Origin of the sequence: Parasphaerochaeta coccoides DSM 17374, assembly GCF_000208385.1 — a bacterium.
Lineage (GTDB): Bacteria > Spirochaetota > Spirochaetia > Sphaerochaetales > Sphaerochaetaceae > Parasphaerochaeta > Parasphaerochaeta coccoides.
In genome coordinates this window covers 1,932,354-1,948,376 of record NC_015436.1, presented here as the reverse complement: position 1 = coordinate 1,948,376, position 16,023 = coordinate 1,932,354, and the positions used below count along the sequence as shown (strand labels likewise).

Here is a 16,023-nt window from a genome sequence, read left to right as displayed (position 1 = left end):
ATGTACGCAAGGAGAAACAGAAACTATTGCACACATGAAAACCATGTAGAATTTTAATGTGACTAAAAGAATTTTACTGGAGAAACAAAGAATATAATAATCACTTTTTCCAATTCTTGTAGACATGATGTAAGTGTATAAAAACTTATTTTTTAAATGTATCCAGGTTTTATTGACTAAACCCGTTCAGTATGGTCGGATGTTCTTTGGCACCTCCGGATCATTATATTTCCGGAGGGACTGTGCCGTGTGAGGAGAATGTACATATGAAGACTCAGAACAGAAAGAAAATCATTGTCGTCGGAGCAGGCAGGGTAGGAGAAGCGATAGCATATACCTTGGTTTTGGGACGGCAGGCTTCAGAAATAGTCATGATAGATATAGACAAAGGCAGAGCGGAAGGAAGTGCCCATGACATTGGGCATGGATTGGCCTATCATTCCCAAGTCACCATCCGGCAGGGCGGGTATGAAGAATGTGCCGATGCGGCCATCATCATTACGGCGGGACTTGCCCGCAAGCCCGGTCAGACGCGCCTGGATCTTGCCCGAACCAATGTGGCCATCATCAAGGATATCACCCGCAATGTCATGAAATATGCGGAGAACCCAATATTTGTCGTCACATCAAACCCCGTGGACATCATGACCTATGTAATCCAGAAGGAATCGGGCGTCGCTTCTTCACGTGTCATAGGCTCCGGCACGGTGCTTGATACCGCCCGCTTCCGCTATATCCTGGGCAAGAGATTCAACATCAACATTGAGGATGTGTATGCCTACGTGCTGGGAGAACACGGTGATTCCCAAGTCTTGGTATGGGAAGGAGCTTCGATTGCTGGCATACCCCTTAAGGATTATGCCCGTCAGGCGGGCATAGACCTGGCGGCTGAAGCACCCCAGATAGAGGTGGATGTAAAGACTGCCGGGGCGCAGGTCATTTCCCAAAAAGGAGCGACGTTCTACGGCATTGCCCTGAACACGGCCAAGATTGTCGCCGCTATCATGGATAACGACAATGCCATTCTGCCTGTCGGACATGTGCTGACCAAGGAAGTCTATGGCATCAAGGACGTAGTGATCAGCGTGCCGTGTGTCATCAATGAAGGCGGCATAGTAAGAGCCTTGGAAATCCCCCTTGCGCCGGAAGAACTCAGTGCCTTGCGGAAATCCGCGGACATGCTTAAGGCTTTCACCGGGGAAGTCATGGCGGAGGACGCCTGACGGAGGAATCCGGGTATCATTGGTGAAAAAGACATCTCCGTATTTCTGCGCATGGGCATCTCATGTGCAATCAGGCAATTGTTCAAACCGTTTCATCCGGATTGTCAGGGGCATCAGGAGAGTGAGCAGGTGGAGAAGGCGGCAAGACATCAGCCAAAAGTTTCAAATAAAGCTCGCTGCGGTGCGTAGCGCCTGTTTTTTCATAGACGTGTGACGTGTGGGCTTTGACAGTATTGGCGCTGATGAAAAGTTCCTTTGCAATTTCAGAGTTGCTCTTTCCTTCCATGATGAATTTTGCTACCTGTTGTTCACGGGGACTCAGATTATAAAGCACAACAGACTTTGCCAAGGCATTATTAGCCTCATCCATCATGCGTCTGGCTTGGATGAGGGGAGATAGCGTCAGACTGTACGTTATCTCGAATGTATGGAGAAATATAAAAATAACAATATAGAGAAACAGGGTCAGCGGTATCTTATCCTTCATGAAGAAAGGAAGATGATTGAATATGTGTAATCCGAAAGGAACGGAGAACATATTTGCAATAAGAACGGTGGAAATCAGGATGCCCAAGGAAACCACCGTACAGGCGATGGCGATGAGAATGAAAGATTTCCGCGCCCACAGCCGTTCTTTTAACATGTATTCGCATGCTGTGCCGAACATGAAAGCTATCACTAGTATAGTTATGATATGCAGGGATGTGTTGAAGATTGGAAAGAAATGCGAGGGAATCATGAAGACCAGAAAAAGGGTGAAGTCGAAAAAAAGCACGGAAAAAACGACCGAGAGTTTGTGGTCGGGAAGATATCCATGCCGAGTAGCCAGCCAGAGCAAGGATAAGATGGGCGGGCCATAGCTTGCAATGTAGGAGAGCCGCAAGAAGGAATCCCATGACAACTTTGGGAAAAGCTGGAATATAAGAGGATTGGCAGAAATAAGCAGTCCACTGAGCGCGATGTTCCAGAAATAAAGAAAGATGAAAAGAAGTGACGCGTCCTTTCGGCTTAAGGCATGGAATAACAGGAATGCTCCCATCACCATAAAGATGAAGACAAAGCCCAGATCCATGGTGTTCTGCCACATCAATTGCTTGAAAATATCAGAATAGGATCCAAGTTTCGGTGGTATGATGCAGTGGCTGTATGAATCTTGGCTCTTATGAACCTTGATGGTCAGTTCGTCATTACCAGTCACACCTTCCAGTCGTTTGACAGGGGAGGTGTTCCATAGCGGAGTGGAATCTCCGCTTCCGAAAACTTCTCCATTGAAGTACGCGACATGTGATTCCGGCAGTCGCGGCATGTCAAGCCAGTAATCCCTGAGAGGATCCAGACCTTTCAGAACGAGGCGGTATGTTCCGCTTTCATGCTTTTTGCTCCACGTGATGTACGTGGCCGCGTTTTCTGTGTCCGCATCCGGGGAATCCAGGATGAATTCCCATTCCCCATCAAGGAAGACAGTATTTGAGGCAAGATTGCTTGCATCATATCTCCCTTCCATGAAAAGATAGGTGTCGGGGACAGGGGAGGGAGTGAAATACAACAGGATACACACGGCAAGGAAAACACCGGAAAAGAAGCATGTCTTCCTTGTTATGATATTAGGCTTTCCTTCAAGCGAAAACTTGTAATGTGGTTCCTCAGTGCGTTCTTTTGATTCATCCATAAATTAAGATAGCTCCTATTTCCGGCATGAATGGATGGAAAATCTAAAAGGAGTCTTTAATCCAAAACATCCGATGTCAGTAAGGAGGACAAAACCACGTTCCTCCCGGTAAGAAGCCTAATCTAACAAATGAACTTCTGTCAAGCAAAAGACTTTTTCGGGCATGGTTTAGACATGTTTCAAACAGCTTGTCAACACTTTCCGGAGTTTTTCAATGGTTTTCGGCATTTTGCAACGGTTTTTCATCGTGATCGGGTTTGTAGCAGTTTAAGCGTTCAAAATAGTATTTTTTGGTTTTAATGGTAACTATAAGCGTGATATCCTGAGTTTCGCAGTTAAAAAAGCGAAAAAACATCCGTACTCATTCTAATGCAAGGGGTTACTGACAAGATGCTATAACATTCATGTGTGTGGCATCAGGTCTTCTTCACTGCCGCAAAAAGTGCCCTCACATCGGCTTTCGCGTAATACTTCCGGCTCATGTCGATGTCCAGGGCTGCGCCGATGTCCTGGATGACGGGGTCGCAGTACAGGTTCATGAAGCATTGCCCTTCGATGTCGCCCAGCAGGGCCTGGCGCAGAGAATCCACCATCCGGCCCACGGACATGGTTCCCCCCGTCCTCTTCTCCAGAAGCCGCAGGAGCAGCAGGGAGACGAAACAGGTGAGGAAATGAGCCTCGATGCTGTCGCGGGTACGCACATAGACCGGACGGGCCTCCAGGTGCGTCTTGGTGATGCGGAAGCATTCCTCGATGCGCCACAGGCCCCGGTACATGTCGATGATGTCCACGTCGTCCACTGGTCGGTTCAGCTCGAAGAGGTTGTCCCTGCGGAAACGGGCCCGCCCAGCGAAGGGGGGCTCCCCCTCCTCGGTGCCTACCACGTTGGTGCAGATAAGGTAATAGCCGTCCAGCGCCTCCTCCCGCTGTAGCAGCTCCGTATCCAGGGAGACAGAGAACTCAGGAGCTTCCACGCGCTCTCCGGAGGCCCCGTCGAAGATGCTCTTCTTCAGGAACCGTCTCCCCGCATGGTTGTTCAGTACGGTGTTCTGCCCCCCGCCCGCCGCCTGCTGGGCTTTCTCGATGCTCTTCATCCTCTCGTGGCGTGCCTTCTGCTGGTAGGCGCGGCTGAAGAACACCACCTGCCTCTCGTTGACCGTCACTTTCCTCTTTCCGCCCGTCGCGGAATCGGTCACCCAACGCTCGACCGGAGTCAGGCGGCTCTTGTACCTGAAATCTCCATCGGCGGCACCATGGACGTAGCCCTCCTGCTTCAGGATGAAGGCCTGCAGCTCCGCGGTGCAGGTGCGCACCGACGAGCTGATGACGTACCCGCTGTGCCGCAGCAGGATGGAGGCCACGTTCATCCCGCTCATCATGCCCCTGTCCGCCACGTAGATGGTCCGGCCCGTCTGCTGCAGGGGGCGGAAGGTGGCCACGTCGGTGGTGTTGCCCGGGAACAGGCCGTAGGAGAGGGGGATGCCGTCGGCGTCCATGAACAGACCCATCTGCACGATGGGATCGGGCCGGTGTTCCTTGCTCACCCCCCGCCGTCTCAGCTCGTCCTCGGCGTCCACCTCCCAGTAATAGTTGGTCACGTCGTAGTACAGCAGGCCCGTGTCCCGCCCGTACTGCCGCTCCACCATCCGCCCCAGATGGTCTATGAGGGCGTCCTTGTGCCGGGAGAAGAACGCGAGGGAGCGGTACACGTCGTCGGCGCTGAAGGCCACGTCCCCGGCAAGCCTCTGGCGCGCCTGCCAGGTACCCAGCTTGCTGTCCGGCGCCAGGATGCGCGAACACACCAGCAGCCGGAAGATGCTGTTGTGGTTGAAGAGCGCCTTGGTGTAGCGCCTCCTGTTGTTCCAGAAATAGTCGATCTCCAGCTCGTGGTAGAGCTTCAGCAGCGGCAGGACGCCGTAGCTGAGGATCCTGTCCGCCCTCACCTCCGGGTCCGTGCAGTCCGTCCCCTCTCCAGGGGCGAAGTGGAAATGCTCGGCCGTCGAGACGCTCAGGGACACCTGCCGCTCCTTCTCTTCCTGCGTCAGCCGTCTCGCCTCGGCCTTGAAATGGCTCACCGGGTCATCGTAGAGCGCCTGGAGCTCGTCCAGATAGCCGAGCCACTGCACGAGGGAGTGCTTCACCGTGCCGTTTTTGCGATGGCCGGAGTAATAGGCCAGGCGTTTGCGTCCGCTCTTGTTTTCGGGGACTATCTTGATGAACATCGGGCACCTCTTCTGAGGAGAATCATATCATACCTCACAGTGCCACACAATGCCAAACTGATGAATGTTTTCAGGAAAGTGCAAAAAAAACTTCTTGCTACTTCCCTCACAAGAAGTTACTTCCCTCCTTCTCTGTCATCTAACTGCGAAACTATGGAGTTTTTCAATGGTTTTCGGCATTTTGCAACGGTTTTTCATCGTGATCGGGTTTGTAGCAGTTTAAGCGTTCAAAATAGTATTTTTTGGTTTTAATGGTAACTATAAGCGTGATATTACCCATTTGGGTAATGCCTTTTTTATTAAAATAGTACTTTTGGGTAATAGCAGATTTACGTAATGTGGGTTATTTTAATGTAGATACTTATCATATCTTTTTGATGAGTGGTGTATTGCTCCCAATAATTGGGAATCATGCTTCCTTACGAAGCTTGGTTCCCCCATAGGGGAAAGGGAAAGAAAATGAAAAAGAACATCTTGGTTCTTTTAAGCGTCTTGATAATACTTCTCGCGTTCGTTGCATGTGATGGCAACAAGCTAACTGTTTCTAACGAAGTGCGGTTCTTCACGGGGATTCGTAAGGCCGCTGCTGATTCCATATGGGCGCTTAATGATGAAATAGGCATCTGGATGTTGGATACTTCTGGGAAGACATATGACGCTATCCCAGAGCGTTACAACAAACGGTACAAGGCTGATACCTCTGGTTCGATTTCCGGCTTCATTCCTTATTATGCTGATGCCAGCAACATCCTGCGTTGGAATGACCTTGTCAATGATGCCGACAAAAAGTTCGACTTCATTGCTTACTATCCTTACCGAACAGATGACCAGATATTCACGGTCTCGGGTACTACGGCTTATCTTAAATTAGATGTCAGTGCTACGAACGCGCCACAGGACAGTGGAAAGGCTGACGTGTTGTGGGGACGTGTGGATGGTATTGAGAACGGTGCGTCAAGCGTATCCTTTAATCTTTCCCACAAGCTTGCCCGTCTGATTGTCTATGTCAAGGAGAGCGTTACTGTCAAAGAAACAGATTTGGTTGATGATTTTTCCATTGAGATTAACGGCTTGCATACAACAGCGCAGTTTTGGCTTGAGAACGGACAAATCTGGTTTCCCACTGGCGCTGATAAGAAGATCATCATGAAGGATATTTCCGACACGCTTACCCAAGAAGAAAAGGATGCAGGGAAGGTGAGGAAGTTTGAAGCGATCGTGATGCCAGAGGCACACTCTGATGCTCTTCTGAATAGATTTTCTTTAACTTTTACGAATACGCCGGATATATTTACATGGGAGGCAAAAGAGTTGCTATCCGCTCAGCGGCCCAATGTTAAATTTGAAAGCGGCAAGCAGCATATATATAACATAAGGCTGGATGCATATGCTCCTATTACCGTGATTGACATTACAGTTGAGGATTGGATTCTGGTAAACGGGGGAGATGCCGTTGCCATCGTAGATTGATTATTAAGGTGAAGATGGGAAGTCGCCATGAAGTGGTCTTATGTGCGTTCTGACCAGAAAACATTTCGATATTACTGGCTGCCGTAATGTTCACGTTGCCTTTAATCTTTTGTATCATGGCACTTGTGTCATAACGCTGGAGAACATCCGTGACAAAAAGACAATGAAGGTGTATGATGAAGGCGCAAAAAGAAAAGGAGTTATCTGATAGCCCATGATGAATACAGGACAAAAACACAGAAAGGGCAGGTTCTTGACAGTGCTGGTCTTTCTCTTACCCCTTTTTCTTGTCATAGGTTGTGACCCCAATGCCCGGTTCACCTATGGTGATGATCCTGCGCTCATTTCCATTTCCGCATCCATTGTTACTGCTGACAACAGCCGGGCTGTCACGTCGGCTGACCACACCACAACATTTGAAGAAGGTGATACCATTGGTGTCTTTGCTTTTAAACGAACCGTGGATGGTGAGAAGACTACTGCGGCGACTCATGTTTACATAAACAACGTATCCTTTACATATACTAATGTGAACTCACAGATGAAATGGGTGGCACCAACTTCGTACTCCTATCCCACCGATGGAACCAAGCTTGATTTCTACGCCTATTATCCGTATAACTCTAGCTATTCAGTGCCTGCCGTGCCCGTACCAATAGCTTTCACCGTGCAGACAGACCAGAAACAAGACGGGAATTATGAGGCGAGCGACATAATGAGTGCCGCGACGCATCTGACAAAAACGGAAGGGCTTTCGGTAGGAGATAAGGTAGAGCTGAACTTCAAACATAAATTCGCCTTGGTCGAAATACAATTCATCGTTCCTGATTCCATAGATTCCTATGGTAGCCTACAGATTGGCCCGGTCGACAGCAGCGGAACCCTAACTTTTTATAATCCTGCAAATCCTGAACATTCCAACGATAGTCTTACAGCCGTGACTTTCCAAACCTTCTCCATCACGGACGAAGCCTCTTGGGTAGATGCTGCTGATGTCTCCCATTCAAATGTGCGTGTCTTTACCGGCAGGGCAATCTTGCCGCCCCAGATTATTATGGGGAATACACCAATTACGTTGTTCGACGGGACAGGCAATGAGGTGGCAAGAGGGAAGATTGAAAGCACTGTCACCCTTGCTAGCGGAGCATATGCGCTCATCAAAGGTTCCTTGCCTGTGGCGGCATCGTCAGTATCTGACCAGTACGGCAATGTATATACTTTTGTTTACGATGCGGGAGATGGTCATGACATTGGGTATGAGCTGACCCAAAATGTGACTGATTTAACCACTACTGCTATTACTACTGCAATGGGTGCGGGGAATTTCATCAATATTCCCCTTAAATTCACGGAAGATAACGGCACGGGTAGTGATACAAATAAATACTTTGGATATGTCAAAACCATCACCTTTGATGGGGTTACCGCTGCGACGAACCCTTGGGAACTGCGTCTTCCGCATTCAGTGTCTATCATCAAGAGTATCCACGGAAATTCCAAACTGCGCATGATTTCCATAGGTGACCCAGCCAATGAAACGGATCTTATTGAAATCAAGGACTTGCAGGGAAATCTTTCGCTGGATACCATCAATCTCCATTTGAAGAAAGGTTCAGCCGGGACTTTGCCCAAATTGGAGTTAAATGTACTTGCAGGTTCCAGTGCAAGCAGCGTAGACGGAAAACTGATTATCAATGTTCCTGACGATGCTCTTGTCATTGCACGGATAAATGAAGCCATGACACTTTCTTTAATTGGCTGGGGGGGTACTCCCAGCAAACCTCTGGCTTCAGGGATCCATAATGCAATTACCGTCACAGGTTTCGGAGGCATCGATCCTAGCGTGACAGTCATCTTCCAGGCGGTGCTATGATGAATAATACACATACTCTGTTCAGACGTATATCCGTGTGTCTTCTTGCAGTCTTGCTCGTGAGCCTGTTTGCATGCAACGTGGAATATCGTGTGAAAGTTACCTTGGTCGCCAATGTCGCGACAAACAGCGGAGAAGTAGTCCCTACTGCCTTGGGAGGCACGGCCAATCCTGTGTGTATCAATACTTCGTTCAGTCGAAGTGAGTTCGTGTCTATATATGCCTCAGATGTATATGTGAAGATTACCTATTCTATCGGGAAACCGGCGGTATCGCAGAAGCTCGGAGATTTATATACGAATGGGCACATCGAGTGGGTTGATCCTATTGAGAGTTCCAATTCAGGGCAGATAACTTTACGGTATACTGATGAGCATGGCAGTGCCGACTTTGTAGTCTTTTATGCAGGCACGGATATGTCGGTATACTTTACCGGAGAAATCGGGGACTGGAAGAATGGTGATGGCATAAACGGTGGCTCCACGCCCTAATTACTTCCTGAAAAACACAGAATGAAGACTAAGACGTGAAAAAAGGGGAGAAGCGGTGGCTTCTCCCTTTGATGTATCTGTGACTGGATTCGTTTTGTCTCAATGACGAGCCAGATTGAACGCTTTTGCAATCTCCAGGACAGGGAACGGGAACAACGCCAGACCGACAGCCATCAGGTATTGACCACCTGTCAGGGCGGTCAGCTCAAAGATTCTGGTCAGTGGCGGAACGAACAGAACCAAGGCAAGGAGCGTTGCGCTGACCGCGACCGCAAGCAGGTGGTTCGGATTGGAACGAACACCTACTTTGAACAGCGAACGCGCGCTTTTCATATTGAAGGACTGCACGAACTGGCTCATTGACAGAACCATGAAAGCCATGGTGCGCCCACCGGCTATTCCTCCCTCGGTTCCTCCACCGCCCAGATAGAAGGCTATCAAAGTCAGGATGGCGAGCATCGTGCCTTGGAGCGCAAGCTGGAGGCCAAGGCCATTGGCGAATATACCCTCGGAGCGAGACTTCGGTTTGCGATCCATGACATCCTTCTCCACAGGCTCCACGCCCAAGGAAATAGCGGGAAGACTGTCAGTGATCAGGTTAATCCATAACAACTGCATGGAAAGCAGAGGCGTCTGCCTCCAGATCAACATGGCAAAGAATACAGTAAGCACCTCACCGATATTGCAGCTCAGCAGATAACTCACCACCTTCTTGATATTGTCGAAGATTCCGCGTCCCTCGCGCACGGCATGCACGATGGTCGAGAAATTGTCGTCCGTCAGCGTCATGGCCGCGGCTCCCTTGGCAACATCCGTGCCAGTGATGCCCATGGCGCATCCAATGTCGGCGGCTTTCAAGGCAGGAGCATCGTTCACACCGTCACCAGTCATAGCCACGACCTCGCCTTGTTCCTGCCATGCCTTCACTATGCGGATTTTGTCAGTCGGAGAAACACGGGCGTAGACGGAAATATGGCGCACTCTCTTGTCCAGCTCCGCATTGCTCATTGCCGCAAGTTCCTTGCCGGTCACGGCCTCATCGCCCGCAGCCATGATTCCCAGATCCTTGGCTATGGCTTGTGCCGTCGCCACATGGTCGCCTGTAATCATCACAACCTTGATGCCAGCCTTCTTGCAGAGAGAGACGGCGTCCCGCACTTCAGGACGCGGCGGGTCAATCATGCCCACCAGCCCCATGAACGTCAAGCCATTCTCCAGCTCATCACTGGTTGGCTGCTCCGGTACGGTGTCTATCACCTTATAGGCGACGCCCAGCACACGGAGAGCGTCGGAACTCAGCGCATCGACAACCTTACGGGCTTTTTCTACATCTCCGGATACCACACGTTCAGCAAGCACATCAAAAGCACCTTTGACAATGACGATATTCTTGCCATCGATGCTGTTGACGGTGGTCATCAGCTTGCGCTCGGAATCAAAAGGCAGCTCCGATAAGCGAGGATATTTCTCATTAAGTATCTTCTGGGTCAGGCCGTTCCTGTGCGCGGCAAGGACAATGGCCGTCTCTGTAGGATCACCGATATGATGCTCCGTCCCATCGCTGCCTATCTCGATTTTTCCATCACAGCAGAGACTGCTGTACTGCAACAGCGCACGGACTGCCTCGCTGTTGGACGTGGTGATGTTTTCAAGGGCATCGACAGACGCCGCATATGCTTTTGTCAGGGTCATGCGGTTCTGGGTGAGGGTTCCTGTCTTGTCAGAACAGATTACCGACGCGCTGCCTAAAGTTTCAACAGCCGGAAGACGACGGACAATGGCATTGCGCTTGACCATCCGTTGTACTCCGATTGCCAAGACAACGGTGACAATGGCAGGCAAGCCTTCGGGAATAGCCGAAACCGCAAGGGAGACGGATGTCATGAACATCTCCAGCACGGGAATATCATCAATGATGCCAATGACAAAGATGACCGCACAGGCAATCAGAGCCATGATGCCCAGGGACTTGCCCAACTGGGCGAGCTTCTGCTGAAGCGGCGTGTCCAGCTCATTTTCCTCACTGAGGAGGCTGGCTATCTTGCCCATTTCGGTTTCCATGCCCGTACCTGTCACCACAGCCCTGCCACGGCCATAGGAAATGCTGCATCCGCTGTAGACCATATTGAAACGGTCACCCAGCGCGGCATCAGGGACAACATGAGCGTTTGCATTCTTTTCCGCTGCCACTGACTCCCCGGTCAGGGCGGACTCATCACTTCTCATGTTGGCGCTCTCAATCAGGCGGGCGTCAGCGGGAGGCATGTCACCGGCATCCAGTACAATGATGTCGCCAGGTACAAGAGAAACGGCGTCAATGACCATTTCCTTGCCGTCACGCACGACACGGGACTTGGGTGCGGTCAGGTTCTTCAGGGCATCAAGTGCCTTTTCCGCCTTGTTCTCCTGCATGACGCCAATGATTGCATTGACAATGACGATGGCAAGGATCAGCAGGGACTCATATGGAGCATGCCCTTCGCTGATCGAGACCCCGAAGGAGACCGCCGCGGCAGCGAGCAGGATAAGGATCATGGTATCCTTGAATTGCTCGATGAACCGTTGCAGGTTCGTTTTCTTTTTCTTTTCCTTGAGCTTGTTGGGTCCGTACTTCGCAAGACGGGAAGTAGCTTCCGAGGCCGACAAGCCAGTCTTGGGATCCGTTCCCAGTTCTTTCAAAACGTCTTGAAGCTGATCATGGTGTGCAATCACGGGTAAATCCTCCTTGGGGGGTATTTCCCGGCAGACATAATAAAACGTCATTGCCGGATATTGATGCCGTAGTTATATGAGCGATCGACGCGAGGAACGTGTCCACGACCATCGAAGTCGCCACGCCGCTTATCCGGTGATAGTCCTCCAGATGGGCGGCAAAATTCATGATAGGTATGATAATAAAGAAAAAAAGCAACAGCGTCATCTCTCCGTGAGGGGTGTAATCCGGATCCGCGTCATGGAGCAGCGTATACAAATGATTGCCAAATTCCTCTTTGCCCATTATCAGGAACGAGAAAAGACTGACTTGGTATTTGCTGTCCGTTTTAAGGGATTCTGAAAGCATGATGCGCACTACGTCTTTCTGGCTTATGGCATATTCGGTGAGGTTCCGGCAGTAGGACGCCAGGGCATCCATGAAGATTCCGCGCGTCTGTGTGTCGGTGAAGCGCAGGCGGTCGGTCAGGATGTCAAGAGTGCCTTCCTTGATGGCGTTGACAATGTAGCGGGAACAGAAATCCATGGTCATGGCATCTACATGATCCGTCAGTTTCCGCACGATACTTCCCAAGAGGGCATCCTTACTGGGGAAATAATAGTAGATAAGCGCTTTGTTCACACCTGCCAACGCAGCGATTTCATTGACTGATGTCGCGTCAAAGCCTTTCTGTGAGAAAAGCTCGGTCGCCGCGGTAAGTATGCGTTCCGTGACATCAGGCGTCTTTGTTTCCATGATGGCACATGCCCCCTGTCTTTCTGTTATGGTTTTGACTGACCGTTCGGTTAAAAAGAATATACACTGTGTTATGCGCTGTCAATAAAAAAATGGGAAAGAGGAAAAATGGGAAGATGAGCAATCTTGCGGAGAGTCCTCAATGAGGGATTCTTGCATCCTTTTTCCCTGATTTCATGGGATTGAAAATAGGGTACTTAGCCAATCTCCACGCTTTCCCACTGTCCGTCCGTGAATACGTCATGGCAGGTATAACCGGCTTCTTTCAGACATCCGAATGCCTGCTCAAAGCCGAAAGCCACGTTCTTTGCAGCATGGGCGTCGCTGGTCACCACCATTGAAATGCCCACATCATGGCAACGCTTTCTCATGTAGGCGGAGGGGTAGAAATCCGTTGAATATCCACGGCTGACTCCACCGGTGTTCACCTCGACCCTCACATTATGGAGCGCCGCCGTCTCCAACATGGAATCGACCTGACGCCGATACCAGGGTTCATCTGGATTGAAATACTTGTTGTTCCTGTTATGCTTGGTGATCAGGTCGCAATGACCGAGGAAATCAAAACGGAAATCCTTGATCATCCTTTTTTGTAACTCGTAATAATACGCAGAGAAGTCCTGTATCCTGCCACTGAATTTCTCATGAAGCAAAGCCTCGAATTGCTCCACGGGGCCATCGATACTGAAAGGACGTGAAGCCGGATCATGGTACATGCTGTGGACGGAGCCGATTACATAGTCGAGCCTGTCCTGATATTCCATGCCCCAGAGGATGCTGGAACGATCCATATACTCACATTCCATTGCTGCATAGACTTTGATTGTTCCGGTGTATTCCTTGCCGAGCGTCCGTATCTCATCCAGATATACGGGGAATGCTTCCGCGGCGAGACAAGGGACATTGTGTTCCGGACACGGAGCATGGCTGGACATTCCCAAGGCAGCCATGCCTTGGGAAGTCGCCGCGTCAACCATATCCCTGATGGAATCATTGCCATCACAGTACAGCGAATGCGTATGGTAGGAACCACATTTCTGCATATTCATGCGGTCAGCATAGCCTGCCAATGGAAAAATCTCAAGCAAGACTCATCTGAGCAATTAGGACAATCTGAATGATACAAGTTCTTTTTATGAAAACAATTATCTATTTAATTAGTAATACTTCCCAACCATGATGCCATATCATCAAGCAGGTCAGGAAGGACAGTCGTCTCCAACAGAGGATATTCCATCGGCAGTCCAGTGGTGGCAGGCTGAAGGATATGGTTCATTTCAGGATAGATGCCTATGCTGACCGTTGCCCTGCTTTTCAACAATCCGTCATTCAGCGCGGTGACATTCAGGCTGGAGGGAACCTGGATATCTTTGCCACCTGAAACAATGAATACAGGAATGGATATTTCCGGCAAATAGTCCTGCGGATCAAGGCTGAGGAAGGTAACGTACCAAGGGCTGAGCAAGGTGGCAATCTGGGCATCCGCCTCATCTTCTCCCATGCCCACTGCCAACAGGCGGTGCCTGATACTATCGGCTTTTTCTTTCTGGGAAAGGGAGGGATCGACCGCCGTTGAATAAATTGCATTGTTGATTTCAGACGCAGCCATGATCGTCGCTTCCGGGAATCCTTGCGCTTTCATAATTTCCCGGCTTTGAGCCAGGATAAGATCTTTCCCGATGATACCTGGCCCATTGAGCAAGATGATGAACGCGACATCCTGACGGCGGGCGGCCACCATCACAGTGATTAAAGCTCCCTCACTGTGTCCGATGAGTCCGACGGCGGAAGAATCCACTGACTCAAGCGACAGCGTATGGTCAAGAATTGCTTCCGCGTCACGTGCAAAATCACGTGTAGTCGCCTGACTGAGCGTAGCACCGCCGCCGGAAGTCCCGACACCACGGTCATCCGCCCTGACTACAATGAACCCGGAGCGTGTCAGACTATCCGCGATGACCTTGAATGGTTTATGTCCGAATATCGTTTCATCCCGATCTTGCTGTCCGCTTCCGCTGATTAGGATGACGGCAGGATGCTTAAGCCCGTCATCTGGTCGGGTGATGGTTGCCCCAAGGAGGAAATCTTCTTGAGTTGTTATGCTTATTTCTTCCGATACATATGGATATGGAGGAATTGGTTCCTGATGCTTACGCAAGGGCGTTGAAGTAGCTTCCTTCTTTCTGAGAACCAGAGGAAGTGAGGCCCCTTGCGTGTATGTCCCGGAAATCACTATTTCCTCGTCTGTTTCTTCAACGGTCGCAGAGTATGTCGCCTGTATGGTGGTCATGTCCAGAAAGAGATATGTTCCATCAAACTCTGTACGGGTGATGGGGATTTCATATGCCATTTGCTGTGGGATGTTCAAGACTGCCATCCATGTGGTTTGGTCTTGTACAATCTGTGAAAAAGAAAATTCCATAAGAAGGGCAAGAGATCCGACCTCAAGCTCTCCATGCCATACGCCGGAGATATCCAGACTTGGCTTTTCCGGTTCCTCATCTTTTGCTGGCAGTACGGACATGGTTTTTTCTATGATTTTTTCCGGAGAATCCATTTCTGTGGATGGAGGAAGGGTTTTGCAACCGGATAATGCAAAGATGAAAGTGAGCATCAGTAATGTTATCATATGAGGGGGACTGATAGTTTTTTTCATAAGGATGGACATTGGGTTCTCCTTTTTTGCAGGGAAAAAACAAATACTAATCTTCCGTATACATATATTTTCTGGTTTCTTCGGAAATAAGCATATTCTTCTTGGAGAAATTCCTCAAGTATTTTGATATATCTTGCCGGAGATGTATAGTTATTATTCATTATAATATTCCTAATAAGGATTATTATAGTGATATATAATATTAACTTTATTGTAATGACTGGTTGGATATTGAGTTTCCGGTCGTTTACGGGTTCGGTGTCTTTTCTTTATGCTATGCGGCTTAATAAAAAGGATATAACAACAAAACAATCCTCCCCCGAAAAGACAAAGGACCCTTGCTGTTTGCCCGGTTATTTCAACAGCCAGTCAAGGACATTGATTTGCTTGATTCCGTTGTGAGAGGTCAGCGGCGTATGATCCATTGTCAAAAGATACTTTGGATTATGGTCGTTGATTGTATCAAGCGGAGCAAGTTCCCTCTCTAAAGTTTTGCCGTCCGTGTCAATGACGGTATAGGCGACTTGATAATATTCCTCACCTTCGTCACCAACAGCGACAAAATCAACCTCCGTACTGCCGACTTTGCCGATATAGACATCATATCCTCGACGCAGGAGTTCCAGGAAAACAATATTTTCAAGGATATGCCCCAAGTCGGCTTTCTTGCTTCCAAGCAGAGCATAACGCAGGCCGACATCGGCGGCATAGTATTTATCACCCGTTTTCAAATACTGCTTGCCCTTCACATCATACCGCCCGATTTTATAAAGTTTTTGCATCACTAATGCAAAAACTTTGTTTTTGAGCAGACTTATTGCAGCATTCGTAAAAGTTAGCACAGGAATTAAACAAGTACGCGGAATTACAGGAAACTATGAAAAACGTCAACACTTCCTGACCCAAGGCGGATACTTACGTGAGTTTGCGTGGGTGAGCGTACCCAGTATCACAGAGGAACAAGCGTATAA

11 protein-coding genes are annotated in these 16,023 nt (G+C 49.4%); 4 read left to right on the top strand and 7 right to left on the bottom strand.

The window, feature by feature from the left end:
- Positions 1-266 precede the first annotated feature (266 nt).
- Positions 267-1,223, top strand: coding sequence for an L-lactate dehydrogenase (locus tag SPICO_RS08380; RefSeq protein WP_013740234.1), 957 nt, complete (start codon positions 267-269; stop codon positions 1,221-1,223).
- Between the two features lie 82 nt (positions 1,224-1,305).
- Here the strand turns inward: SPICO_RS08380 and SPICO_RS10445 are convergent, their stop codons facing one another.
- Together SPICO_RS10445 and SPICO_RS08370 are read right to left on the bottom strand one after the other, a co-directional pair.
- Positions 1,306-2,892, bottom strand: coding sequence for a LuxR C-terminal-related transcriptional regulator (locus tag SPICO_RS10445; protein WP_013740233.1), 1,587 nt, complete (start codon positions 2,890-2,892; stop codon positions 1,306-1,308).
- A 416-nt stretch (positions 2,893-3,308) separates the two neighbouring features.
- Positions 3,309-5,114, bottom strand: a complete 1,806-nt coding sequence (locus tag SPICO_RS08370; protein ID WP_013739363.1) for an IS1634 family transposase — start codon at positions 5,112-5,114, stop codon at positions 3,309-3,311.
- Between the two features lie 459 nt (positions 5,115-5,573).
- Between SPICO_RS08370 and SPICO_RS08365 the strand changes: the two genes are divergently transcribed.
- From SPICO_RS08365 to SPICO_RS08355, 3 genes are all read left to right on the top strand, one after another.
- Positions 5,574-6,584 carry a fimbrillin family protein gene (locus SPICO_RS08365; protein ID WP_013740232.1) on the top strand — a complete coding sequence of 337 codons (1,011 nt, stop codon included), beginning with the start codon at positions 5,574-5,576 and terminating at the stop codon, positions 6,582-6,584.
- Between the two features lie 214 nt (positions 6,585-6,798).
- Complete coding sequence (locus tag SPICO_RS08360; RefSeq protein ID WP_013740231.1) at positions 6,799-8,457, top strand: fimbrillin family protein; 1,659 nt, start codon at positions 6,799-6,801, stop codon at positions 8,455-8,457.
- The gene (locus tag SPICO_RS08355; RefSeq protein ID WP_013740230.1) at positions 8,457-8,948 is read left to right on the top strand and encodes a hypothetical protein; all 492 of its coding nucleotides are present in this window, start codon (positions 8,457-8,459) and stop codon (positions 8,946-8,948) included. Before SPICO_RS08360 ends, SPICO_RS08355 begins: the two co-directional genes overlap by 1 nt.
- Positions 8,949-9,047: 99 nt before the next feature.
- Here the strand turns inward: SPICO_RS08355 and SPICO_RS08350 are convergent, their stop codons facing one another.
- From SPICO_RS08350 to SPICO_RS08330, 5 genes are all read right to left on the bottom strand, one after another.
- Complete coding sequence (locus SPICO_RS08350; RefSeq protein ID WP_013740229.1) at positions 9,048-11,660, bottom strand: calcium-translocating P-type ATPase, PMCA-type; 2,613 nt, start codon at positions 11,658-11,660, stop codon at positions 9,048-9,050.
- Positions 11,644-12,396 carry a TetR/AcrR family transcriptional regulator gene (locus SPICO_RS09970; RefSeq protein WP_013740228.1) on the bottom strand — a complete coding sequence of 251 codons (753 nt, stop codon included), beginning with the start codon at positions 12,394-12,396 and terminating at the stop codon, positions 11,644-11,646. Before SPICO_RS09970 ends, SPICO_RS08350 begins: the two co-directional genes overlap by 17 nt.
- A gap of 197 nt (positions 12,397-12,593) precedes the next feature.
- Complete coding sequence (locus tag SPICO_RS08340; protein ID WP_013740227.1) at positions 12,594-13,445, bottom strand: histidinol-phosphatase; 852 nt, start codon at positions 13,443-13,445, stop codon at positions 12,594-12,596.
- Positions 13,446-13,549: 104 nt separating this feature from the next.
- On the bottom strand, positions 13,550-15,025 hold the full coding sequence (locus SPICO_RS08335; protein WP_215904611.1) for an alpha/beta hydrolase family protein: 1,476 nt from the start codon (positions 15,023-15,025) through the stop codon (positions 13,550-13,552).
- A 380-nt stretch (positions 15,026-15,405) separates the two neighbouring features.
- The gene (locus tag SPICO_RS08330) at positions 15,406-15,834 is read right to left on the bottom strand and encodes an ATP-binding protein (RefSeq protein ID WP_083810462.1); all 429 of its coding nucleotides are present in this window, start codon (positions 15,832-15,834) and stop codon (positions 15,406-15,408) included.
- Positions 15,835-16,023 lie beyond the last annotated feature (189 nt).